This is a genomic window from Faecalicatena contorta, assembly GCF_003149105.1.
Taxonomy (GTDB): Bacteria; Bacillota; Clostridia; order Lachnospirales; family Lachnospiraceae; genus Muricomes; species Muricomes contortus_C.
On the sequence record NZ_QGDS01000008.1, the window covers coordinates 135,315 to 158,447 of the forward strand.

A 23,133-nucleotide genomic window follows, 5' to 3' on the forward strand; every position below is an offset into this window, starting at 1 on the left:
TGGCCGGTTCTTTCTATTCAACAAATAGGGGAATATTTGAGTGAATCAATATTAAGTAATGTATCAGGACATTTTCTCACGGAGCATAGCCGCAGCATCTCTTACTAACTGGTCCATTTCCTCATTAGATGCATTCTGGCTGATATCTCTCCATACTTTGATATCCCGTCCTACTTCGCCTCCCATTTTAATGAAAGGTTCCATAACAATTGCGCCTGTGTAATTAATATCTTTTAATGCACCGGTAATCTCATCCCATGGCATTCTGCCGTGAGGAGATGGTGGTCTTCTGTTGCTTTCTCCTACATGGAAGTGAGCCAGCCTGTCCCCTACAAGGCGGATTGCATCGCTGAAACTGTCTTCCTCAATGTTCATGTGATAAGTATCGAGAAGAATCTTACAGTTAGGGCTGCCAACCATATCTACATAAGCCATTGCCTCAGCAGCAGTGTTTACCAGAGATGATTCATAACGGTTTACAACTTCTACACCAACTGTAATTCCCAATTCTTCGGCAGATTTCATAATCTCCTTCATAGACTCGGCGCTGCGGCTGAGATAAGGAAGTTTATCTGTTACTCCGGTTGTAAAGGTTTGGTTCCATGCTCCGATATCTACCCCGGAGTAAATGTTGGAACCCATCTCATGCATAATTTGAAACGTATCCTTTGTAAAACGGATTCCATTTTCACGGATAGACGCATCTTCTGAAGCCAAGTCCTGACTGGCGTTTAATCCAACAGAAAATGTGAGTGTAATTTGGTTCGCTTTTGCAGTCTCAGCAATACGGTCCCTTTCTTCTTTAGATAAAGCTAAAAGAGGTGCCGGAGCGACTTCGAGAATGTCCAGTCCTAAACGTTTGATATGCTCAATCTGCTGGATAAAGTCTGTGTTCCAATCTCTGTTAAAGTAGCCAAAATGGATGCCTATTTTAGTCATTTTTACCATCCTTTCTAAATTGAAAACGAAATATTTTTATTTTATGTTAACAGAAAAGAAAACGAATTACAACATTTTATAAAGTACTTTTAAAAAACATCTTTTCGATTATTTTTATTTGCTGATTTGCTTGATTGTCCAAGCATTGGCTCAGATAATCGGACTCTATGCAGCTTACAATATATTCCAGTAAGAAAATCCAAATATAATTGACAATGAAAATATCATATTATTATAATGAAGTAACAAAAGGTGCGGCGATATCTAAACTCCTGCTAGTCAGTCGTTTTGTGCTTTCAGCAGCCTGCGCATTGGAAGCAGATAGGATGTACAATATACAGAAATGGTAATGGTGAGCAGTCTTAAGAAAAGGAGTGCATAAATGAAAAAACGATTCTTAGGGTGGAAACATTCAATTCAAGGGAAGTTACTGGCGTACTTTACAGTTCTTTTTCTATTGGTGATAAGCAGTATGATAGCTTTTTACCGTATATCAATCAATAACATACATGAAACGGCTACAGAATCTGTAAAGAATACAATACGTCAGGTGAATATTGACACAGACCGGATTTTGACGAATGCACTTGAACAGGCGGAGCAGGTTGCAAGAGATGCGGAGATACAGATGACATTGAGGGCTCCGCTTCCGGAAACAGAGCAGGAGTTGTATAAGCAGAGGGTCAGATATAACTATATCCTGTATGACAGAAATCGCCTTTTGGAAGACATTAATGGTATTTTTGTTATTGGAGATAATGGAGCTATATATCGCTCTACGAGATACGGGCTTCGTGAAAATGCTTTTCGGGGAAGAGACTGGTACAAGAAGGTAATGAAAACAGGGGAAGTGCTTTGGAGGCCGCCGCACTTGGGGTCTGATATTGTGAATAACCTGGACGTATCCACCATCAGTGTGGTTGTTCCGATTAAGGACCGTGCGTCCACTAAGAGTCTGGGAGTTGTAGTTGCAGAGATACGAACAGAGCAGTTGAAGCAGATGGAAGAAAGCGGGCTGGTATTTGAAGGGACAACTTATATTCTGGATGGAAATAACGAGATTATTTATACCAGTTCGGATGAGAGTCTTAAGGAGACCGAGGCAATCAGCAAGGCTGTTGCAGAAAGTGCTATTGTATCGGATTCATGGACAAAGGATATTAAGATTAACGGCGGGAAATATCTTGTATCCGTAGCAGAACTTTCGGATAGTGGATGGAAGATTATGGGACTTATTTCTTATGAAGAGATGTATACAAAAGCCGAGGTATTGCGTAATTCTATTTTTATTGTTATTGGTGCATTTGTATTAATATCAATTATATTTGCTGTCATAGGGGCAAATCAGATTTCCAAACCGATTCGGGAAATCCGTACCACCATGAAGAAGGTGGAAAAGGGTGATTTTGCTGTACACGTGGATTATACGGGAAAAGATGAGGTGGGAGAGCTGGCCCGGAGCTTTAACCATATGGTGCACAAGATTAACCAATTGATTGAACAAGAACAAGAGAATCAGAAGAAACTGCGCCAGGCGGAGTTTAAGGCACTTCAATCACAGATTAATCCGCATTTTCTCTATAATACGCTGGATTCTATTACGTGGATGGCCAGAATGAACCGTTTGGAGAAACTGGAGGAGATGATTACAGCATTGACAAACTTCCTGCGCATCGGTCTGAGCCGCGGGCGCAATGAGATTACGCTTAAAGAGGAACTCAAGCATGTGGAGAATTATGTGGTCATACAAAAAATACGTTATTCCAGGCTGCTGAATTATGAGGTGGATGTACCGGAAGAATTAAAAAACTATTATGTTATTAAGATGATTCTGCAGCCGCTTGTAGAGAATGCTCTTTATCACGGCATCAAGGAAAAAGGAGAGCCGGGCGTAATCCGGGTTACCATAAGGGCGGCAGAAGAGAAGCTCATCATATCTGTCTCAGACAATGGAATGGGTATGACACCGGAAAAACTGCAGAAAATAGAAAGCATGATAGAGCAGGGGATTGATTTTGATCCAAATGCATATGGCGTCATTAATGTGCAGAAGAGAATTCAGACAAATTACGGGGAAGAGTATGGTTTGCATTTTGAAAGTGAATATAACGTAGGAACACGGGTATATGTAACACTGCCCAAGAAAGGAGATGGAGAGTTTGCTGAAAATTATCATAGTTGAAGATGAGGACTTGTTGAGAGATGGCCTGACGACATGTGTGAACTGGGGAAAGCTGGGGTATGAATTAGCGGGTGATGCGGAAGACGGAATTGAGGCGCTGGAGCTCATAGAGAAGGTAAATCCGAACGTTGTGATAACAGATATTAAAATGCCTCATATGGACGGAATAGAATTATCGGAAAAGATTAAATCGAAATATCCGGAGATTAAGATCGTCATTATTAGCGGATATGATGAGTTTGAATATGCCAGAAGGGCATTAAAAGCCGGAGTGTCTGAATACATACTAAAGCCTGTGAATATGGATCACCTGAATGCAGTTATGAAAGCGGTAGCAGAAACTCTGCTGGCGGAGCGGGAAAAAGAAAGAGAGATTATAAAGCTGAAAGACATGAATCAGCAGGATGTGGGAACAATACGGCATAACTTGTTTTCAAGGATTCTTCTGCGCAAGCAGAAACTGGAAGAGACAGAGGATTTGATCTTACAGATAGAAGAGCATGTCAAAGGGAAATATTACTCAGTGGGTATATTGGAACAGCAGGATTTCCCAATTGTCTCCATTGATTGTGATTATCTGGAAATCATTGAAATGGACAGGGCTTTTGAGCAGATGGTTACAAGCCGCATACAGGGATATAAAGAGGCAGGGGCCGGGACCCATGTGGATATCCTGCGTTCCAACAATTGTGAAAGATTATTCTGCGTTGTACATGATTCTGTCCGGGAAGTGAAAGCTATTGTAGAAGACATAAGAATCCTTTTTGATGTCAGGCAGGATGATATGGAACATTTACAACTGGCATTTGGTAATGTTTCAAAAGAACTGACCGGGCTGTATAAATCCTTCTTAAATGCACGAGAAATATGCCAAAAAAACTTTATGGAGAATTGGGCACAGATTTTGCACACGAACGGCAAAGCAAGCAGTACCATCCAGTATATGAATTATGATGCACAGTCGCTCTTTTTTGAGGTAAGAAGCGGAACGAAACAAGGAATTGAGCGCTGCCTCGAAGAATTTCGTCAAAGTCTTTCCAAGGAAAATATAGTATCTTATATGCAGATTGTCATGATTGTGAGCAATCTGTTTTTTGAACTGATTAAGCTTCCTGAGGAAGTCGGCGGCAAAACAAAAGACATTATTGGGGATCCGATGGAATATTATCACGGTATTATTGAAAAACGCAGGCGCCATGAGATGATTGAGGAAACCGGAAAAGTCTGTATGCTGATACATGACTATTTCAATAGTGTATCCGGTGCAAAAATGCAGGGTGTATTGAAGCGGATTTCGGAATATATAGATACACATTACATGGAAGAGGATCTGGCAATGAAGGATGTGGCAGATTATGCATATATCAGTGTGTCTTACTTAAGCCTCATTCTTAAGAAAGAAACGGGGAAGACATTTATCGAATATCTGACAGAGGTAAGAATTGAAAAAGCAAAGAACTACCTGCTTCACACGAATATGAAGAATTATGAAGTAGCACATGCCTGTGGATATTCAACTCCGGCTTACTTTAGTACTGTTTTTAAGGGAGTCTGTGGAATGAGCCCGTCAACCTTCCGGAAGAATCATCATTGTTAAGGGAGAAACATATAAAGAGCATGAAAATAAAATAATAACATTTCATAAAAATTGAAAGAAAATTATAAAATATTGAATTCATCTTTGGATGACAATTCATTATACTTACCATAATAAATAAATCCAAGGAGGATAAATATTATGAAGAAAAAAGTTTTGAGCCTGATACTCGTACTTACAATGGGACTTGCAGTTACGGCATGTGGAACAAAGAAAGACGATACACCGGAAAAGGATGCCAAGACAGAGACAGCGGCAGACGAAGACAAAGATGCGGCGGAGCCTGGGAGTTCAGGAGAAGTTGACATGAGCACACTGAAAGGCAAGACGATTGGATTTTCTCAGTGTGATAACGGAAACAGCTGGAGAATCGCAGAGACAGAGTCCATGCAGGCAGCAGCTGACAAATATGGTGTAAATCTCATTTATACAGATGCTTCCGCAGACATCGCAAAACAGGCATCAGACATTGAAGATATGGTTGCACAGGGTGTTGATTACTTAATTGTTGCTCCACAGGAAGAAGACGGACTTCAGGCAGCTCTTCAGGCAGCTATGGACAAAGATATCCCGGTAATTCTTGTTGACCGTTCTGTAAACGGAGAAGCGGGCCAGTTATATACAAGCCAGATTATGTCTGACTTTATTTGGGAAGCTGAACAATGTGCAAAGATTATTATGGAAACTACCGGGGAAAAGGGTAATATCGTAATCCTTCAGGGAACACAGGGTGCTACATCCACAAATGACCGTCAGAAAGGTTTCATGGATGCAATTGAAGGTACTGACATGAATGTAGTTGCGGATCAGGTTGCCAACTATGTAATGGATGAAGCTCAGGATGTTATGGCTAATATTCTTCAGGCCCAGGGGGATGATATCGACGCTGTATACTGTCATAATGATGATATGGCCCAGGGAGCAATTGCTGCAATCAAAGCTGCCGGTTATGTACCCGGTAAAGACATTTATGTAGTTGGTATTGACGGACCAAAAGCTGCTATGGAATCTATACTTGCAGGAGAACAGCTGGCATCTTGCTCTTGTTCACCATTGTTCGGTGAGCCGGCATTTGAACTCTGTGCAAGACTTGCAGGCGGCGAAAAAATCGATGCATCTTACACAAACGAAGATACATTGTATACAATTGACAATGCTAGTGTAGACGCTGGATTCTAGTAAAAGCTAAAAAAGGTATGCTGTTACAAAGGGCAGATACTAAATAGTACAACGACCATTCTGTCTATATTTAAAATGGAATGGTCGTTTCTATGATTGGAGAGAGCATATGGCCAGAGAAAAAATGTTATTAGAGATGCGGGGGATTGTAAAAAATTTCCCCGGAGTACGTGCCCTAAAGGGTGTGGACTTCTCTGTTGCAGAGGGGGAAGTTCATGCATTAATGGGAGAGAACGGTGCCGGAAAATCAACGTTGATTAAGGCCCTCACAGGCATTTATCAGAAAGACGAAGGAACAATTATATTTGACGGGAAAGAGATTAATCCCAGAACGGCATTGGAAGCGCAGAATGCAGGTATCAGCACGATTTATCAGGAGCTGAACCTTGTACCATTCCAAACGGTATATGAAAATATGTATCTTGGGAGGGAGCCAAGGACGAAAGCAGGGCTGGTTGACCGTAAAGCAATGGCTGACGGCTGCAGACAGGTGCTGGCGGACTTGGGAATCCACATCAATGTTACGGTCCCACTTTCTACATATGGTACGGCTATCCAGCAGATGGTTGCGATTGGCCGGGCAATTTCAGTAAATGCAAAATTAGTTATTATGGATGAGCCGACTTCCTCTCTTGATACAAAAGAAGTCAGGGTATTGTTTGACATAATTCGAAAATTAAAAGCAAGAAATATTGCTGTTATATTTATAAGTCATCGTCTCGATGAAATCTTTGAAATCTGCGAGCACGTTACGATTTTAAAAGACGGTGCACTGTCCGGAGAGGTAAGCATCGACGAAATCGACCAGCTCAAGCTGATTAATCACATGATTGGAAAAGAGGCAAAACAGCTTGAACGTACAAAGACAGGGTATGCCCTTGAGAATACAGAAACCTTTGTTGAAATGAGGAATATTGAACAGGGTACACGTTTGAACGGACTTGGAATTACAATAAAAAAGGGAGAAATCTTAGGGCTTGCCGGATTACTTGGTTCCGGGCGTACGGAACTTGGAAAAGTGTTGTTTGGAGCAACTCAGCCGGATAAAGGAGAAATCTTCTGGATGGGGAAAGAACAGAAATTTAAAAATCCAAAAGATGCGATTAAGCTTGGCATGGGATTTTGTACAGAAGACAGAAAGGTTGAAGGTATCATCCCTCATCTTTCTGTACGTGAAAATATGACCATAGCACTTCTTCCGCAGATTAGTAAATCGGGAGTAGTATCTGCTGTGAAGCAGAAACAGGTTGTAGATGAATATATCAAACGCCTGGCAATTAAAACGCCTTCACAAAATCAGCCGATCAGGAACTTAAGCGGTGGAAACCAGCAGAAAGTTCTGCTTGCAAGATGGCTTTGCATGAATCCCAAACTTGTAATTATGGATGAGCCGACACGAGGTATAGATGTAGGGGCGAAGGCTGAGATAGAAGAACTTATCCAGGAGCTTGCTTCACAGGGAATCAGTATCCTGATGATCTCTTCTGAAATCGCAGAGCTGGAACGAAATTGTGACCGTGTTGTTGTAATGCGTGAGGGCCGCAAACTCGGAGAACTTTTGGGAGATGACATCCGCCAGGATAAGGTGATGGAAATTATCGCAAGCGGAGGTGGGGAATTAGAGAGTATTGGGGGTGTGGCAAATGAGTAATACGATAAGAACGAAAGTGGATACAGTCGCTGCTTTAAAAAAATACAGTGCGGCAATTCTTCTGCTTGCTTTTCTTGTTTTAAATGCAGTCATTACACCGAATTTCTTTAGTATGGGTACAGTCCGTAACATTATTATCCAGTCATGTACAATTATCCTTACAGGTATGGGTATGACCATGGTCATATCTACGGGAGGGATTGATATTTCTGTCGGCGCAGTTATGGCGCTTGCTGGAATTGTAACAGTAAAGATGCTTCCGTATGGCGTGGCTGCAGCCTGTATAACGGCAATTCTTGTATGTTCTATTTCAGGTGTAATTGCAGGCTTCATGGTTGGTAAATTACGTGTGCAGGCAATGGTTGTGACTCTGGCGCTTATGATTGGTGTCCGTGGTGTGGCTCAGGTACTGAATGATGCGAAGATTATCTATATTTCAGGTAACAATGCTGATGCCTTTAAGATGCTTGGAAGTGCAAAAGTCGGCGGAATCCCAGTCCAGGTTATTCCAATTGTACTGGCGGTTGTAATTGTATGGTTTGTGCTTGAGAAAACCATTCTTGGCCGGCACATTCAGGCTGTAGGTGATAATCCGCGTTCCGCCCAGCTGGCAGGAATTAATTCTGCAAAAACTTTGATAGTTGTTTATATTTCAAGCGCTGTGCTGGCGGCAATTGCAGGTATTTTCGCCACATCGAAAATTGGCGCTGCCGACGGTAACTCACTTGGACTTCTTGCTGAACTGGATGCCATTGCAGCCGTTGCAGTAGGAGGAACAAGCATGTCAGGCGGACGCGCCAAGATATTCGGGACGGTAATCGGAGCTCTTATTATGCTTCTGATTACAATCACTGTTAATATGAATAATATTACGTATGAATATGCACAGGTATTAAAGGCGATTATTATTATCTTTGCTGTATACATTCAGCGTGATAAGGCTGCATAAGGAGGTTGCGAAATGAATAAAGTAAAAAATATTTACAGTTGGTTCAGTTCAAAAAGCTCTATTGCAGCATTTTTGATTCTGTTTATTTTCTCTAGTATCGTATTTTCTAACAGAAGTTTTGCTTCATTTGATTCGGTGGCAAATTTGTTTCGTAAAGCAGCCAGTGATGGTGGATTTCTCGCATTAGGCATGACGTTTGTAATACTGATTGCACAGATTGACTTATCTGTAGGTGCTGTTTTAGCCCTTGGAGGAGTCATCATGGCAATGTATGGTGCAGACAATCCGGTTCTCGGCATTATATTAGGTCTTCTGGCAGGTATCTTCTGCGGTCTTCTGAACGGACTTATGGTAGCAAAAATGAGGATTTCCTCATGGGTTGCAACATTGGCAACTATGCTTGGCGTTCGGGGGATTGTACTTTTAATAACCAACAAAAAGCCGGTATCTGTCAGCAATGATGTACTGATTGCGTTGGGGAACACGAAAGTCTTTGGGATTAATATTTTAGTGTACTTTCTGATTATTGCAACATTAATCTGTATGCATTTGGCCCACAATACAAAGTTTGGTATGGGTATTTATGCTGTCGGAGGAAATGAAGAAGCGGCGAAAATGATGGGGCTGAAAGTAGATAAGATTAAGATACTTTGCTATGTAATGTGTGGATTTTTTGCAGCCCTGGCAGGCATGCTGCTGGCAGACCGCCTGTATACCGCACAGCCTACGGCCGGAGACACATGGGAGACAACAGCCATTGCCATGTGCGCTTTGGGCGGCATTAAGCTTTCAGGAGGAGAAGGGAAATTCAGCGGAACATTTTTTGGAATCCTGGTTATTGCAACAATTAATACAATTTTCAACTATGCAGGAAACTTGAACTCATGGTGGCAGAATATTATCATGGGGCTTCTTGTACTGATTTCAATTGGTGTCCAGTCAGAGGTGATTAAAATTGGAAAAGGCAAAAAGCATGTTCATGAAGCAGAGAAAGAAGCTGCATAAGCAGAGGGGCAGGAGGAGTGACGGATGTTAGCACTAGTGAAATATGGAACAGGACCAGGGGAAACGGAACTTAGAGAAGTTCCGGTTCCAAAGATTGGAGAGGATGATCTTCTTATTGAAATAAAAGCTGCCGGAATCTGTGGGTCGGATATCGCTTACGATAACGGAGACCACCCTGATCATTTAAACTGCCCGGTTATTCTGGGGCATGAATTCTCCGGCGTGATTTCTAAAGTCGGAAAGAATGTAAAAGACTGGAAAGTGGGAGACAGAGTTGTTTCTGACAATACAGGTTACGTTTGCGGAAAATGCTATGCCTGCACCAACGGTCAGTTCTTAAGCTGCCCGGATCGTCTTGGCATGGGGTACGGAATGGACGGCGGGTTCACGGATTATGTGAAAATATCCGGGGAACTGCTTTCCAGAAATCCGAATACACTTTTTACAATTCCTGAAAATATAAGCTTTGACGAGGCAGCGATTCTGGATCCCATCTGCAATGCGTATAAGGCTGTCATTCAGGAGGGGAGAATTCTTCCTGGTGAAGATATCATCGTGTACGGAGTAGGTCCTCTTGGTCTTTTTGCAATTCAGATTGCAAAGTTAGCAGGATGCGCCAATATTATTGCTGTTGGACGTGAGAAGGATGGGGAGCGGATTAAGATTGCCCGGAAATATGGTGCAAATCATATTATAAAATCGGATAAACAGGATGTTTTTGAAGAAGTAAAACGAATTACAAAAGGTGATATGGCAGCTGTATGCATTGATGCGGCAGGTGCTAATGCAGTGATGGAACAAGCAGTTCATATTGTGCGTACCGGCGGCAGGATTGTGCGGATTGGATATGACAAACGTTCTTATGGCCAGACACTGGATCCATTTACGGACAGAGGGGTCTCTCTTATCGGACACTTTGGATATGATTACAATTCCTGGAAAAATATTCTGCGTCTGCTGGAACTGGGGAAAGTAGATCTAAAAGGTATGATTTCCCATCATATCAAATTGGAAGATTGGCAGAAAGGCTTTGATCGCGTGCGCAGCAAAGAGGCAATTAAGATTATTATCACAAAGGATGAAAGCAGTCTTTCCAATTTGTAATAGGACAGGAGGAAAATGAATGAATCATCAGTTGTTTACAACGTGGGGAAAAACGCTTGATACAGGCAGACCGTTGCAGGAGTATCCGCGTCCACAGATGGTAAGGAATAGCTATTTGAATCTGAATGGTTACTGGGATTATGCAATTAATAATGTGGAAAAAACTCCAAAGCAGTACGATGGGAAGATTCTGGTACCTTTCTCACCGGAAGCATTTCTGTCGGGAGTACACAGGCAGACAAAGCCAGATGAATTTCTTCATTATAGAAGAGAAATTGAACTCCCGGAAGGGTTTCAGTTGAATCGGGTACTGCTTCATTTTGGCGCGGTAGATCAGATTTGTGAAGTGTTTGTAAATGGTAAAACAGCGGGAAAGCACGAAGGCGGCTATCTGCCATTTTCAGCTGATGTAACAGACTATCTTATAGCAGGTGTGAACACACTGACACTTACCGTAAAGGATTATTCGGATTCGTCTTACTTCTCAAAAGGAAAGCAGAAGCTGAAACGGGAAGGGATGTGGTATACCGCTCAGAGCGGAATCTGGCAGACAGTCTGGATGGAAAGTGTACCGGACTGTTATGTGGAGCGGCTGAAGCTGGACCCGGATTATGATAAAGGTACAATCGCCTTTAAAGTATTCAGCAGCGGGCGTCTGAAACATGATGTACGGGTGAGAATCTTTGACGGGGAGGAGGAAATTGCCTCAGCCTGCTTTCCGGCAGAAGAGAAACACGAAATACGGATACCGGACTTTAAGAGCTGGTCTCCGGAGAATCCCCATTTATACCATGCAGAAGTCGCAATGGGGGAAGACAGCGTCCGCACCTATTTTGCCATGCGTAAGTTCTCTGTGGGAAAGGATGACAATGGAATTTTGCGTTTTATGCTGAATAATAAGCCTTATTTCCACAATGGACTTCTGGACCAGGGCTACTGGCCGGAGGGACTGTATACGGCACCGACGGATGAGGCCCTTCGCTATGATATTGTGAAAATGAAAGAGCTGGGATTTAATATGATCCGGAAACATATTAAGGTGGAACCGGCCAGGTGGTACTATCACTGTGATAAAATCGGGATGCTGGTGTGGCAGGATATGGTAAATGGCGGAAGCGGATATCATATGAAATTTATCTGTATTATGCCGAACCTATGGATGCCTTTCGGACGTTTTATAAAAGATAATAAATACGGTGCATTTGCGCGTAGGGAGAAGTCAGGAAGAGTTCAGTACTACAAAGAACTCAGAGAGACGATTATGCATCTGTACAATGTTCCAAGTATTGCTGTATGGGTACCTTTCAATGAGGGATGGGGACAGTTTGATGCAGTAAAAGTTACAGCTAAGGTCAAAGAGATGGATACTTCAAGGCTGATTGACGAGGCCAGCGGCTGGTTTGACCAGGGAGGCGGAGATATGTACAGCATTCATAATTATTGGAGAAAACTGAAAGTAAGACCTAAGAAAGACCGTGTTGTAGCACTTACGGAGTACGGCGGATATTCACAGAGGATTGAGGGACACAGCTTCTGCAGCAAGGTCTATGGGTATCGGATTTATAAGACAAAAGAAGAGTTAACGGCAGGATTCAAAAGATTGATACAGACGGATATCATCAGGGGGATTCGAAATGGACTAAGCGGAACTGTGTATACCCAGGTCAGTGATGTGGAAGAAGAGGTGAATGGGCTTCTGACATATGACCGTCATATCGTGAAAATCGAGGAAGAAACTGTCAAACAGTTAAACAGGGAAATCTACGAAGAATTCGAACGTTGTACAGTCACGGATAGTAGAGAAAGAAGGAAGTGAATAGTATGACGAGAGAAAAGATTATTGCAAATATAAGGAATAAGAAGGTAATTGCCATTGTCCGGGACTTTGAACCAAAACAGTGTGTAAAGCTTGCCCAGGCACTGTATGCCGGGGGAATTAATATGATTGAGGTCACATTTGACCAGTCCCGGCCTGATGCATACGCAGAGACAACAGAAGCAATCAGGGCAATTCGTGACCATTTTGCCGGGGAGGTTATACCGGGAGCCGGAACAGTGATGACAGTGGAGCAGGTGGATTTGGCGAAGGAAGCAGGTGCTTTCTATATTATTTCACCGGATACCAATATCGAAGTCATCCGTTATACGCGTAAAGCCGGTCTTGTGTCGCTTCCGGGAGCAATGACACCAACGGAGGCGGTAAGTGCACACCAGGCAGGTGCGGACATGATTAAACTATTTCCGATAGCCAATCTGGGAGCATCTTATCTTAAGGCACTGAAAGCACCGTTAAAGCATATTGACTTTATGGCGGTAGGAGGTGTTTCCCCTGAGAATATTCAGATGTTTATAAAGGCCGGGGCAGCAGGCGCCGGAGTTGGAGGGCTGCTTACAAAGAAAGCACTTGTAGAGGCTGGTGAATTTGAAAAAATTACGGAACTTGCACGCCGGTATGTAGAAAATGCAAATGCATAAGTGGGCCCGCTGTATTACGGGGTTGAATACGATTGCGGTATGAAAAGGAGAAGGTGACAAATGCCTTGTATGATTAATAGTGTCAACGGATTACTGCATGTTGATGAACTGGGAACAACGTTAATGCATGAACATATACTACAGGCGAACTGGTCTATGCGGATGTCTTTTAAAGACTGGTTTGATTATGATTCTTTCATAGAATGGGCTTCCGAAGATGTAAGGCGTACAAAGGAAACCGGTGTGCGGACGCTGGTTGAACAGACGCCGGTATGCCTGGGCCGGGACATTCATGCAATAAAGGCTGTTGCAGACCGTACAGGAATGCACATTATAGCAAGTACAGGTTTTTTCTATTCAGAGAACCAGTGGATGTTTCTTCGGTCTGAAGAGAACTTTGTGAAGTGGCTGATGAAAGACATAGAGGAAGGGATTCAGGATACTGATATCAAACCTGGATTAATTAAATGTGGTACGGATATGCCGGGGGTTACAGAGTTGAACCATACTTTGTTGAAAGCTCATGCAAAAGCAGCTAAAAGGAGCGGACTGCCCATTGCGACCCATAGCTGGTACAAGAACCGAAGCGGAATCAGCCAAATGGAAATTTTTGAAGAAGCAGGGCTGAACCCGAGAAAAATCCTTATCGGACATTGTGGAGATACAAATGATATTTCGTATTTGGAAGAGCTTCTGCGGAGAGGGTGCTATATAGGTCTGGATCGTTTTGGTGACGATGCAAAGAATCCTTTAGAAGACCGGATAAATACACTGCTGGAATTGTGTGACAGGGGGTGGATTGACCAGCTCATGATTTCCCATGATTATGTAAGCTTTGTAGATTTAGGGAATTTCGAATGGGAAACAAAACGTTATCAGGATCCGGATGATGCCAAGTATAACAGCCGTTATATCCACCGTTACGTTTTTCCCATATTAAGAGAGCGGGGATTCAAAGAAGCGGAGATAGGGCAGCTTATGACGGAGAATCCCAGAGCATATTTTGCGGAAAGCTAATAACAGGAGAAAGGAAAAACAATATGAAAATCAGTGGAATTCATACATATCTGGTACGTCCCAGATGGGGGTTTGTAGAAATTGAAACCGATGACGGATATACGGGCTGGGGAGAACCTGTTATTGAGGGGAAGGCGGCCACTGTCCAGGCATGTGTGGAAGAGATGAAACCGTATCTGGTCGAAGAGAATCCGGAAAATATTGAAGGTATATGGAACAAGCTGTACCGGGCAGGATTTTATCGGGGCGGTCCAATTATGATGAGTGCTATAGCTGGGATTGATCAGGCACTTTGGGATATAAAAGGAAAACGGTACAATGCTCCGGCATATGAACTTATGGGCGGAAAATGCAGACAAAAAATGCGGATGTATTCATGGATAGGCGGAGACAGACCGAGTGACGTGGCGGCAGCAGCCAAGGAACGGAAAGATGCCGGATTTACCGCGGTGAAGATGAATGCAACGGAAGAGCTTCAGATTGTGGACTGCTATGACAAGATTGATGCGGTACTGGAACGGGTCGCATCCATAAGAGAAGCATGTGGAAAATACTTTGGCATTGCCATAGATTTCCATGGACGTGTTCATAAGCCTATGGCTAAGATTCTGGCAAAGAAGCTAGAAGAATATGATCCTATGTTTATTGAAGAGCCGGTACTTTGCGAAAACATGGAGGAGTTCAGAGAAATCGCCCGGATTACGAATATTCCCATTGCGACTGGAGAACGTCTTTATTCAAAATATGACTTTAAACGTCTGCTCAATGCAGGGGGTGTAGATATTGTACAGCCGGATTTGTCCCATGCCGGCGGAATCACTGAGGTGAAGAAAATTGCAGCAATGGCAGAAGCCTATGATGTGGCTCTGGCTCCCCATTGTCCTCTGGGACCAATCGCTCTTAGTGCGTGTCTTCAGGTTGATGCAACCAGTTATAATGCATTCATTCAGGAGCAGAGCATGGGGATTCACTACAACCAGGGCCATGGAGTTCTTGATTTTATTAAGAATCCTGAAGTCTATTCATTTGTGGATGGATATGCAATGTTTCCGTCAAAGCCGGGACTTGGTATAGAAATGAACAAGGAATTAATTATGGAAGAGAACAAAAGCCCTCATGAATGGAAAAATCCTGTATGGCATCATGAGGATGGTTCAATAGCAGAATGGTAGGACACCTTATTATAAAATACTGTAATGGTACAGTAACATTATAAAGGCCGTATGAAAGGCGGAACATATAATGGATAAGAATATAGGAAGAATCTTCAATATACAGAGGTTCAGTGTACATGACGGACCGGGAATACGAACAACTGTATTTATGAAAGGATGTAATCTGCGGTGTGCATGGTGTCACAATCCGGAGTCTTATAAAAAGGAACTTCAGATTCGGTATCAGCCTGACAAATGTGTGGAGTGTGGTATGTGTGCGCAAGTCTGTGCAAGCGGAGTCTATGTCCGGGATAAGCGCAGGGTAAACCAACAGGCATGTACGGTATGCGGAAGGTGTGCCCGGGAATGTCTGTATGGCGCATTGCAGATATGGGGAGAAGATAAAAGTGTTGATGAAGTGATTGATATTGTCAGGAAAGATATAGAATATTTCAAAAATTCCAATGGGGGAATGACCGTTTCCGGCGGAGAACCATTGCTGCAGACGGATTTCGTAAGGGAACTTCTCAGAAGGGCGAAAGAAGAAGGGATACATACAGCGCTGGATACTGCGGGGAACGTACCCTGGGAACATTTTGAAAAGGTACTTCCATTTACGGATCTTGTTCTTTTGGATTTGAAAATCATGGATTCAAGTTTGCATAAGCGTTACACAGGTGTTTCCAACGAACTGATACTGGAGAATGCGAAGTGCTTGTTTGAGAGCGGCACAAAGGTTCATATCAGAGTTCCACTTATAAAGGGAATCAATGAAAGTGAAGAAAATGCATATATGCTAAGAGACTTTGTGAAGGGATATTCGAATATAGAGGAAATAAAATTACTGCCATATCATTCTATGGGAATTGCCAAGGGGGATAGTATCGGAGTGGACATGAAGTGTTTTGAGCCTCCGGGTGAAAGTAATCTGGATAATATCCGGAAGATTCTGAAACAGTTTGTAAAAAGTTAGGTGAAGGAGGAACAAGGATGATTGCAAAACATTTAGAGAAAAAGCTGGATGTCTGGTTCAAAAGAGATCCCAATGAAACCTTTATGGAAAGAATCAGATATATACTGGAGAGCGAGAAGCTTTTTGAACATGAGCAGGATTCGATTCGTTATGGACATACACTGGATTATATACTTTCTAATATTTCGGTTGTAATTGAGAAGGATATGAAAATCGCCGGAAGTGTGAAGGTACGTATGCCCAAAAAGGAAGAGAGGGAAGAAATCCTGGCAGCTTATAAGCGCTGGTGGGATATTTCACCAGAAGAACGTCATAAGAAAGTCCTGTTTTACTACTCAGAGACATGGCTGCGGTGCAGGCCATATTGGTTTGCAAGCTTCGGACATCTTGCCCTGGATTGGGAAGCTATCATCAATGAAGGGTTTGAAGCATTGAAACAAAAAGCAGAAGCGCGCCTCCTTCAAAGCTGCAATGAGAATCAGAAATATTTTTTGGAAGGTGCGGTTATCTGTTATGATGCAATCATTAAGTTCTACGAAAGGTATGCCAAAGAAGCAGAAAAGAGCGGTATGTCCCACCTGGCAGAAAACCTTTCCCAGGTAAGCAGAGGACCTGCAAAGACATTTGAACAGGCACTGCAGCAAATATGGCTTCTCGTAATGGTACTTCAGAAGGTATGCGGATGTGGAGTTTTAAACTTCAGCAGGATGGATAAATACCTTCGTCCGTTGTATGAGGGCGGACTTAAAGACGGAACACTGACAAGAGAAATGGCAAGAGAGCTTCTTCAGGAATTCTATTATAGAAATAATGAGATTATGGCACATACAGATCATATGTCAACGGAACTGGATGCAACAGCACTGACATTGGAAGTAGCCTTTGATGATCCCAATTACCTGACACTCGGTGGAATCAATGGGGACAAAACTTCGGCAGTGTGCGAGCTCTCACATGTGATGCTGGAAGCAGCCTGGGACTTGAAACTTCGGAACCCGTTTATCATCGTACGTTATCATGAAGGGATTTCAGAAGAGTTCTGGAAGTTGTGCTGCGGGGCAATGCGGGATAACACCACGCTCGTATTTTACAATGATGATACCATGATTCCTGCTTTAAAATACAACAATGTACAAGAGCCGGAAGTATATGAATATGGATTCTGGGGATGTAATGACCCGAATATCCCAGCATACGAGGGAGGCTTAAGACAGCTTTGGGTGAATCTTGTGAAACCTTTTGAACTGGCACTGAATCAAGGGGATTATCCAATGGAGCCAAAACCAAAAGGATATGAAAGGGACTGTGAATTCAGTTTGTCAGACAGGATGATTGGTTTGATGACAGGTCCATATTATGGAGTCAAGACGAAAGCTGCCGCAGAAATGAATTCCATGGAAGATTTTTTGGATGCATATGAGCAGCAACTGGATTATCTCATAGGAGAGTATCGCAAGGGGTTTGAAATGGACCTGGAAATCGAAAGAACCTGTACCTTTGGCAAAATTAGAATTGAGGACTGTTTCCTGAAAGGAACCATAGAGAATGGCGTCACATGGACAGAAGGAGGAACAAAATACCACAAAATCGTGGCACAGGGTTCCGGACTCTCAACAATTATCAATGCCATGTATGCAGTTGAGCAGATTGTATTTAAAAATGGCGAAATGAGTCTTTCTGAACTGGCCGGACTTTTAAGAAATAACTATTCCGGCAGGGAACAACTGGCGCAGAAGTGGAAAGTAAAGCTGGATAAGTTTGGAAATGACATAGATGAAGTTGATAAATATGCAAAGATTGTAACTGATATGTTTATCCGTGCTATTGATAAGTATAACGGACCTCAATATTTATACCAGATGTGGCCAACTTATTCTTCCGACCGTGATTTCACAACAATGGGAAAATATGTAGGGGCTACGCCCGACGGACGCTTTGCAATGGAACAGTTAAGTGAGAATCAGTCTCCGGCTGAAGGGACCGATATCTCAGGCCTTACGGCAATGCTGAATTCCTTAAGCAAGATACCCTTCAACCGGATTACAGGAGGACCATTGAATCTAAAGTTACACCCATCTGCTGTAAGCGGAGAGGAAGGACTTGAAGCAATGTGTGCGCTTATTAAGACATATATGCAGAAAGGAGGCATGCAGGTCCAGGTAAATGTACTTGATGCTGAGATCTTAAAAATAGCACAGCTGGAGCCTGACAAATACAGAAGCCTGTGTGTAAGAGTAACCGGATATAGTGCATTTTTTGTTGAAATGGGAAAGAAAGCACAGAATGAAATGATTAAAAGAACGGAACATTTAAACTAATAAATTATGAATTTAATAGAGGGATAGAATATTTTGAAAAAATATCTGATTACGATAGACGGAGGAACAACAAATACCAGAGCGGCATTGTGGAACGAAAAAAAGGAGCTTCAGTTCGCTGTAAAATCTGAAGTTGGTGTAAAAGACACTGCACAGGAAGGCACGAATGACAGGCTAAAAAAAGCTGTCAAATCCATGATTGAAGAAGTAATGCAGTACGGCAGCATTACATATGACGAGGTAAGTTCCATATATGCATGCGGCATGCTGACATCTAATTTAGGAATTCACGAGGTGCCGCATTTAACTGCTCCGGCGGGGCTGGAAGATTACGCAATGGGCGTGAAAGAAGTTCTTATACCGGAGATATGCCCTGTACCTATTGGTTTTATTCCCGGAATGAAAAACCTTTCTGAAAAAATCTGTATGGATAATCTGGAAATGATGGATATCATGAGGGGAGAAGAGACAGAAACAGTTGCGTTAATGGATTTATATCCGGAAAATGAAGTCCTGTATGTTTTACCGGGATCTCACACCAAATTTGTATCGGTAAATAAGGAGGGGAAGATGACAGGCTGCCTGACCTCGATGGCAGGAGAACTAATATCAATTCTGACTAATTACAGTATCCTTGCAGATGCCGTAAAGAAGCAGTTTGCGTCAGAAACATATAATCGTGAAATGCTTTTAGCAGGAGGAAGAAAAACATGGAAAACCGGTTTGTCACGTGCCGCTTTTTTGATACGGATTGTAAATCAGTTTATCACAGATGATCCAGAAGCGTGTGCCAGTTTTCTGCTGGGAACAGTATTGGCAGAGGATATCCGGGCGGTAAAGAGCAGCGGCGCACTAACTGCCACAAAAGATATGAAAGTCATAATTGCTGGAAAAGAGCCTCTTCGAAGTGCTTTAAAAGATTTATTCCTTGAGGACGGAACATTTAAGGAAGTTTCTATCTTCAATAATGAGAAAAATACTTTGTTATCGGGATATGGGATGTGTGTGATAGCAGAAAAAAGAAGCAGAGAAATAAAGCTATAGGGCAACAGAATTACGCCTTACGGTCTCTGCTTTGGCAGAGTGCAAAATAAATGTCCGGGGATAACTGCATACAAAAGCAAGCTTTCTTCTGCAGTTGTCCCCAGACATTTGCATGGCTGGACTATAAAATTAAAGTTTAATGTTTCGTAAAATCTTAGTGTGCATTGATATATTCCATATGCTCAATGGCACCCTGATGTCCTGGTTCTGCTGCCAGAATTTCCTCAAACAGAGCCACAGCCTCTGGTATATTGGCAAGTCCCAGGTTCCCAAGAGCCATCAGGTACATACAGTAGAGATGGTTCCGCTCTTTCGGATGTGTCGGGAAGACTTCAATTTCCGGGAGAGATACTGCAAAGTAATCAAAATCAACTTTGTCAAATATATGCTTCTGTCCGAAACTAAGAAGCTGGTGGAAGCATTTCCTTGCCCCGGCAGGGTCTGAAAGCTCTTCTTTGGCCAGCGCCTGATAAAAAATAAAGTCGGAAGGCTGGTCGTTATAGTAAAGTACGCTTGAAGGTGCTTCTTCCCTTTGGATTGCCATGTGGAAATACTGTTCTGCTGATGCAGTATCCTGTTTTCCAAGGAAGGCTTTTCCGATATAATAATCAGCCATAGCATCCTGTGTTCCGGGCAGTTTTCCCTCACCTAAATTATGGGGATATGTCTTGGAGGCCTGTAATAGGTCAATGGCCTGGTCATAATCAGCTTTTTCAATGAGCTGGATTGCTTTGTGGATTAAAGCATACCGGTACTGTGTGCTAACCTTTCCTTCGCCGCCTTCCCACGGATGGAACTGATGAGAAGAGAGGTGTTCCAGTGCCAGGTCAAATTGTCCGGTCCGGTTGAGGAGGGCAATGTATTCCACGTACAGTGCATCTCTGGACTGTACCAGTTCCAGATGTTCTGATAAAAGCTGGAGCCGTTCCTCATTGGGAGCCTTTGCCTTCTCCAGAAGCTGATTATATTCCAGCAGAAAACGGGAATATGTGGATTCCAGCTCAAAGGCTTTTTTCATATATCCAAGAGCTTTCGGGATATCATTCTCTTTATTGTAGAAATAGATTGCCAGATTACGGCTTGCCATAGCAAATTCTGGGTCCTGTGTAAGTGCCTGTTCCCAGTGGGAAGCCGCCGCCTTATACTGTCTCTTGTCGTAAAGCAGGCAGCCAAGATAGTAGTGTGCTCTTGGAGCCTCTGAAAGTGTGCGGATAGCTCCTTCCAGAATCAGGATTTCTTCCGGCTGGTTTGGGAAACATCTGCTGTAATCACATTTCTCTCCCTCTAAATAAAAAGTTTCTGCCCGGGAAGTCTCTTTTTTTAGTTCCCAGATATATCCTTGATAATAGGCAGCCAGAGGGGAGGGATCTTTGCACTCTGCCAAAATTGCCAGTGCATCTTCATAAAGCCCTGCTTTCATATAATCCAAAGACAGAACAAGGTAATTATGGGCGGGAGTTCTCATTTGTTTTAACCAGTTTTCACGGTTGTCAAAAGCGGTTCCTTTTTCATAAAGAAGTCCAAAATCCAGTGGGTCTATTGCCAGCCCCTCTTCGATAAATGCTTTATTATCAAGAGAAAGCATCCGAAGCAGAGCTGCTTTCAGTGTACGTGCTCTCATATTGTGCCAATTTCTTACAAGAGACTGGTCAATGAATTCCAAAGCTTCCTTATACTGTCCTTTGCGGGAAGCAAGGCAGGACAGCCAATAGAAGGCGCCGGACTGGGTGTCGGCACACCAGGCTGATTTATAAAAGGTGTCAAAAGCTTCTTCATCTCTGCCGCACATAACAAGTGCAAGGCCAAGGTGGAAATAAGCTTCACCGGAAGCCGGATTTGGATTCTTCCAGGTCTGTTTCTGAATGGCATTTTCAAAGTAAGAAATACTTTCCTCGAAGCGTCCCTGTTTGTATAAAAGCATACCATAACCATCATTTAACCTGAGATCTGTGGCGTCTCTGCGAAGTCCTTCCAGATAATAATCTTCCGGACGGTATGTTGCATGACGGTACTGCTCCAGGTGGGTAGCCGCCAGATAAAGCTCTTCCGTAGATTTCAGTTCAGAAGGAGCGGGAAGGGCAACAGCCGGGTCTGGAGCTGGCTGCAGTTCCTGAGCTTTTGCAGTATAGACCACAAGTTCCTTCTGGGCTTTGTCGGAAACTTTGGCTGTACAACCGGTAAGTTCCGCCATATCCGTATCAAAAGAAGCTTCAAAGTATTCTCTTGGAGATAAATCTGCATTGTCTGAAAACAGGACTTTTCCGTCTTTTTCCACTGTAATAACAGCCTGCGGAAATTCTCCTGAGGCATAAACCTTGATTGTACAGCGGTTATTGTCAAGCTCCAGATTCAAAGCTGTGTCTTTTGTGGCATTTTTCACCCGGCCTACGTGCTTGTAAGGCATAAAATACTGGGTAAAGGTTTTTTCCTCATAGGGCTTCAGCCAGGTGAAGTCGGGCTGATTATCCGTATATACTCCGGTCATCAGTTCAATGTATGGGCCGTCCTCATCGGTCAGATTCCGGTCCCATGCCTGTCCGAAGTCACTGTTTCCCCAGGTCCACTGTTTTTTACCGGGAGAGACATGATGGTCTGCTACATGGAGAAGACCTGCATCTTTTTTCTCGTCGAAATTTCCGATAAAATCATAATCAGAATGAGCTGCCATGTAAGAAGTAGGAACTTCAATATTCCGGTAGCAGGAAATATCAATTCCTGCGGAATAGTCATACTTATAATATTCTCCCGTAGCAATGGGGAAGGTGGATACCGCACGCTTTCCGTGATCCATTACCGCATGGACGTCAGGCGGGAAAACAGAAAAAGTATGGTCATTTACAGGAACAGCAGGATTTGCCCACCAAAGAAAGGTCTGAGGCAAGTCTGTCCGGTTAAAAAGACGTCCTTTGATCTCGATATAAGATTTATCCGGGTATAGAGTAAAGGAAGCCATTCCCTTTGTCCCATACATTTTGTCTATTTCGCTGACATAGACGCTGGCGGAGCCGTCTTCATTTTCTTTGAAAGAAAAATCAACAGGTGAATAGGTAGATGGACGGTGATGCTGAGGCCAGTTAAATTCAATTCCTCCTGAAATCCAAGGCCCGGTAAGACCTACTAAAGCAGGTTTAATTACGTGATTATAATAGACAAAATCGTACTGATTTGTTTTGTCTAAGGCACGCTGGATACGTCCTCCTAATTCGGGGAGAATCATAATAAAAAGATAATCATTTTCAAGAAAGACAGCGTGGTAAGGCACGTCCTCTTTCTGGTCGGATATTTTTTCTGTAACGGGGAAAGGATACACCTTTCCTGTACTTCCCTGATATGCTCTGTTTTCAAGAAAAAGAGGGGTTTTCTCCGGAGAGGAAACCTGGTAAGTTGGAAGTGTGATGGTTTCTTCCCATACACGGACACAATTCTTCTGCATTTTGTAACTCCTTTCAGCGGAAATAATTAAAGGGGTCTGACCCTTTTGAAAAGGGACTGTCCCTTTTGCTTTTCATTTTCCCGCAATTCTGACAATTTAGATTCTTTACACTA

At 42.9% G+C, this 23,133-nt stretch carries 16 protein-coding genes; 14 read left to right on the forward strand and 2 right to left on the reverse strand.

The genetic code is table 11. The features are described 5' to 3' along the window. Window positions 1-63 precede the first annotated feature (63 nt). Window positions 64-939 (reverse strand): sugar phosphate isomerase/epimerase family protein, encoded by an 876-nt coding sequence (locus A8805_RS14100; protein ID WP_181392849.1) that lies wholly within the window; start codon window positions 937-939, stop codon window positions 64-66. Window positions 940-1,321: 382 nt separating this feature from the next. Between A8805_RS14100 and A8805_RS14105 the strand changes: the two genes are divergently transcribed. From A8805_RS14105 to A8805_RS14170, 14 genes are all read left to right on the forward strand, one after another. Next, on the forward strand, window positions 1,322-3,121 hold the full coding sequence (locus A8805_RS14105; protein WP_109712227.1) for a cache domain-containing sensor histidine kinase: 1,800 nt from the start codon (window positions 1,322-1,324) through the stop codon (window positions 3,119-3,121). After that, window positions 3,099-4,718, forward strand: a complete 1,620-nt coding sequence (locus A8805_RS14110; RefSeq protein ID WP_181392850.1) for a response regulator — start codon at window positions 3,099-3,101, stop codon at window positions 4,716-4,718. Before A8805_RS14105 ends, A8805_RS14110 begins: the two co-directional genes overlap by 23 nt. 141 nt (window positions 4,719-4,859) lie before the next feature. Then, window positions 4,860-5,897: an ABC transporter substrate-binding protein gene (locus tag A8805_RS14115; protein WP_109712231.1), complete on the forward strand. Its 1,038-nt coding sequence runs from the start codon at window positions 4,860-4,862 to the stop codon at window positions 5,895-5,897. Window positions 5,898-6,006: 109 nt separating this feature from the next. Beyond that, window positions 6,007-7,548 (forward strand): sugar ABC transporter ATP-binding protein, encoded by a 1,542-nt coding sequence (locus A8805_RS14120; protein WP_109712233.1) that lies wholly within the window; start codon window positions 6,007-6,009, stop codon window positions 7,546-7,548. Beyond that, window positions 7,541-8,497: an ABC transporter permease gene (locus A8805_RS14125; RefSeq protein WP_109712235.1), complete on the forward strand. Its 957-nt coding sequence runs from the start codon at window positions 7,541-7,543 to the stop codon at window positions 8,495-8,497. The genes A8805_RS14120 and A8805_RS14125 overlap by 8 nt, the downstream gene beginning before the upstream one ends. A gap of 12 nt (window positions 8,498-8,509) precedes the next feature. After that, entirely contained in the window at window positions 8,510-9,502 is a 993-nt protein-coding gene (locus tag A8805_RS14130) for an ABC transporter permease (protein WP_109712237.1), read from the forward strand. A gap of 24 nt (window positions 9,503-9,526) precedes the next feature. Then, a complete protein-coding gene (locus A8805_RS14135; RefSeq protein ID WP_109712239.1) occupies window positions 9,527-10,606 on the forward strand; it encodes a zinc-binding dehydrogenase in 1,080 nt (359 codons plus the stop codon). A gap of 19 nt (window positions 10,607-10,625) precedes the next feature. After that, complete coding sequence (locus A8805_RS14140; protein ID WP_109712241.1) at window positions 10,626-12,422, forward strand: glycoside hydrolase family 2 protein; 1,797 nt, start codon at window positions 10,626-10,628, stop codon at window positions 12,420-12,422. Between the two features lie 5 nt (window positions 12,423-12,427). Further along, on the forward strand, window positions 12,428-13,081 hold the full coding sequence (locus A8805_RS14145) for a bifunctional 4-hydroxy-2-oxoglutarate aldolase/2-dehydro-3-deoxy-phosphogluconate aldolase (protein WP_109712243.1): 654 nt from the start codon (window positions 12,428-12,430) through the stop codon (window positions 13,079-13,081). 60 nt (window positions 13,082-13,141) lie between these two features. Beyond that, on the forward strand, window positions 13,142-14,098 hold the full coding sequence (locus A8805_RS14150; protein ID WP_109712245.1) for a phosphotriesterase family protein: 957 nt from the start codon (window positions 13,142-13,144) through the stop codon (window positions 14,096-14,098). 23 nt (window positions 14,099-14,121) lie between these two features. Then, a complete protein-coding gene (gene dgoD, locus A8805_RS14155; protein WP_109712247.1) occupies window positions 14,122-15,270 on the forward strand; it encodes a galactonate dehydratase in 1,149 nt (382 codons plus the stop codon). Window positions 15,271-15,340: 70 nt separating this feature from the next. Further along, complete coding sequence (locus A8805_RS14160; protein ID WP_109712249.1) at window positions 15,341-16,225, forward strand: glycyl-radical enzyme activating protein; 885 nt, start codon at window positions 15,341-15,343, stop codon at window positions 16,223-16,225. 17 nt (window positions 16,226-16,242) lie between these two features. Next, window positions 16,243-18,543 carry a pyruvate formate lyase family protein gene (locus tag A8805_RS14165; RefSeq protein ID WP_109712251.1) on the forward strand — a complete coding sequence of 767 codons (2,301 nt, stop codon included), beginning with the start codon at window positions 16,243-16,245 and terminating at the stop codon, window positions 18,541-18,543. A 33-nt stretch (window positions 18,544-18,576) separates the two neighbouring features. Further along, the gene (locus A8805_RS14170; protein WP_109712253.1) at window positions 18,577-19,587 is read left to right on the forward strand and encodes a 2-dehydro-3-deoxygalactonokinase; all 1,011 of its coding nucleotides are present in this window, start codon (window positions 18,577-18,579) and stop codon (window positions 19,585-19,587) included. Window positions 19,588-19,741: 154 nt separating this feature from the next. On the opposite strand, the gene A8805_RS14175 is transcribed toward A8805_RS14170, so the two are convergent. Then, entirely contained in the window at window positions 19,742-23,020 is a 3,279-nt protein-coding gene (locus A8805_RS14175; protein WP_109712255.1) for a DUF5107 domain-containing protein, read from the reverse strand. Between the last annotated feature and the right edge of the window lie 113 nt (window positions 23,021-23,133).

Excerpts from the sequence above, each read along its gene's own strand:
- A8805_RS14120 (WP_109712233.1), top strand. The coding sequence starts at position 6,007 with ATGGCCAGAGAAAAAATGTTATTAGAGATGCGGGGGATTGTAAAAAAT.
- A8805_RS14105 (WP_109712227.1), top strand. The coding sequence starts at position 1,322 with ATGAAAAAACGATTCTTAGGGTGGAAACATTCAATTCAAGGGAAGTTA.
- A8805_RS14125 (WP_109712235.1), top strand. The coding sequence starts at position 7,541 with ATGAGTAATACGATAAGAACGAAAGTGGATACAGTCGCTGCTTTAAAA.
- A8805_RS14115 (WP_109712231.1), top strand. The coding sequence starts at position 4,860 with ATGAAGAAAAAAGTTTTGAGCCTGATACTCGTACTTACAATGGGACTT.
- A8805_RS14135 (WP_109712239.1), top strand. The coding sequence starts at position 9,527 with ATGTTAGCACTAGTGAAATATGGAACAGGACCAGGGGAAACGGAACTT.
- A8805_RS14140 (WP_109712241.1), top strand. The coding sequence starts at position 10,626 with ATGAATCATCAGTTGTTTACAACGTGGGGAAAAACGCTTGATACAGGC.
- dgoD (WP_109712247.1), top strand. The coding sequence starts at position 14,122 with ATGAAAATCAGTGGAATTCATACATATCTGGTACGTCCCAGATGGGGG.
- A8805_RS14150 (WP_109712245.1), top strand. The coding sequence starts at position 13,142 with ATGCCTTGTATGATTAATAGTGTCAACGGATTACTGCATGTTGATGAA.
- A8805_RS14130 (WP_109712237.1), top strand. The coding sequence starts at position 8,510 with ATGAATAAAGTAAAAAATATTTACAGTTGGTTCAGTTCAAAAAGCTCT.
- A8805_RS14100 (WP_181392849.1), bottom strand. The coding sequence starts at position 939 with ATGACTAAAATAGGCATCCATTTTGGCTACTTTAACAGAGATTGGAAC.
- A8805_RS14160 (WP_109712249.1), top strand. The coding sequence starts at position 15,341 with ATGGATAAGAATATAGGAAGAATCTTCAATATACAGAGGTTCAGTGTA.
- A8805_RS14145 (WP_109712243.1), top strand. The coding sequence starts at position 12,428 with ATGACGAGAGAAAAGATTATTGCAAATATAAGGAATAAGAAGGTAATT.
- A8805_RS14165 (WP_109712251.1), top strand. The coding sequence starts at position 16,243 with ATGATTGCAAAACATTTAGAGAAAAAGCTGGATGTCTGGTTCAAAAGA.
- A8805_RS14175 (WP_109712255.1), bottom strand. The coding sequence starts at position 23,020 with ATGCAGAAGAATTGTGTCCGTGTATGGGAAGAAACCATCACACTTCCA.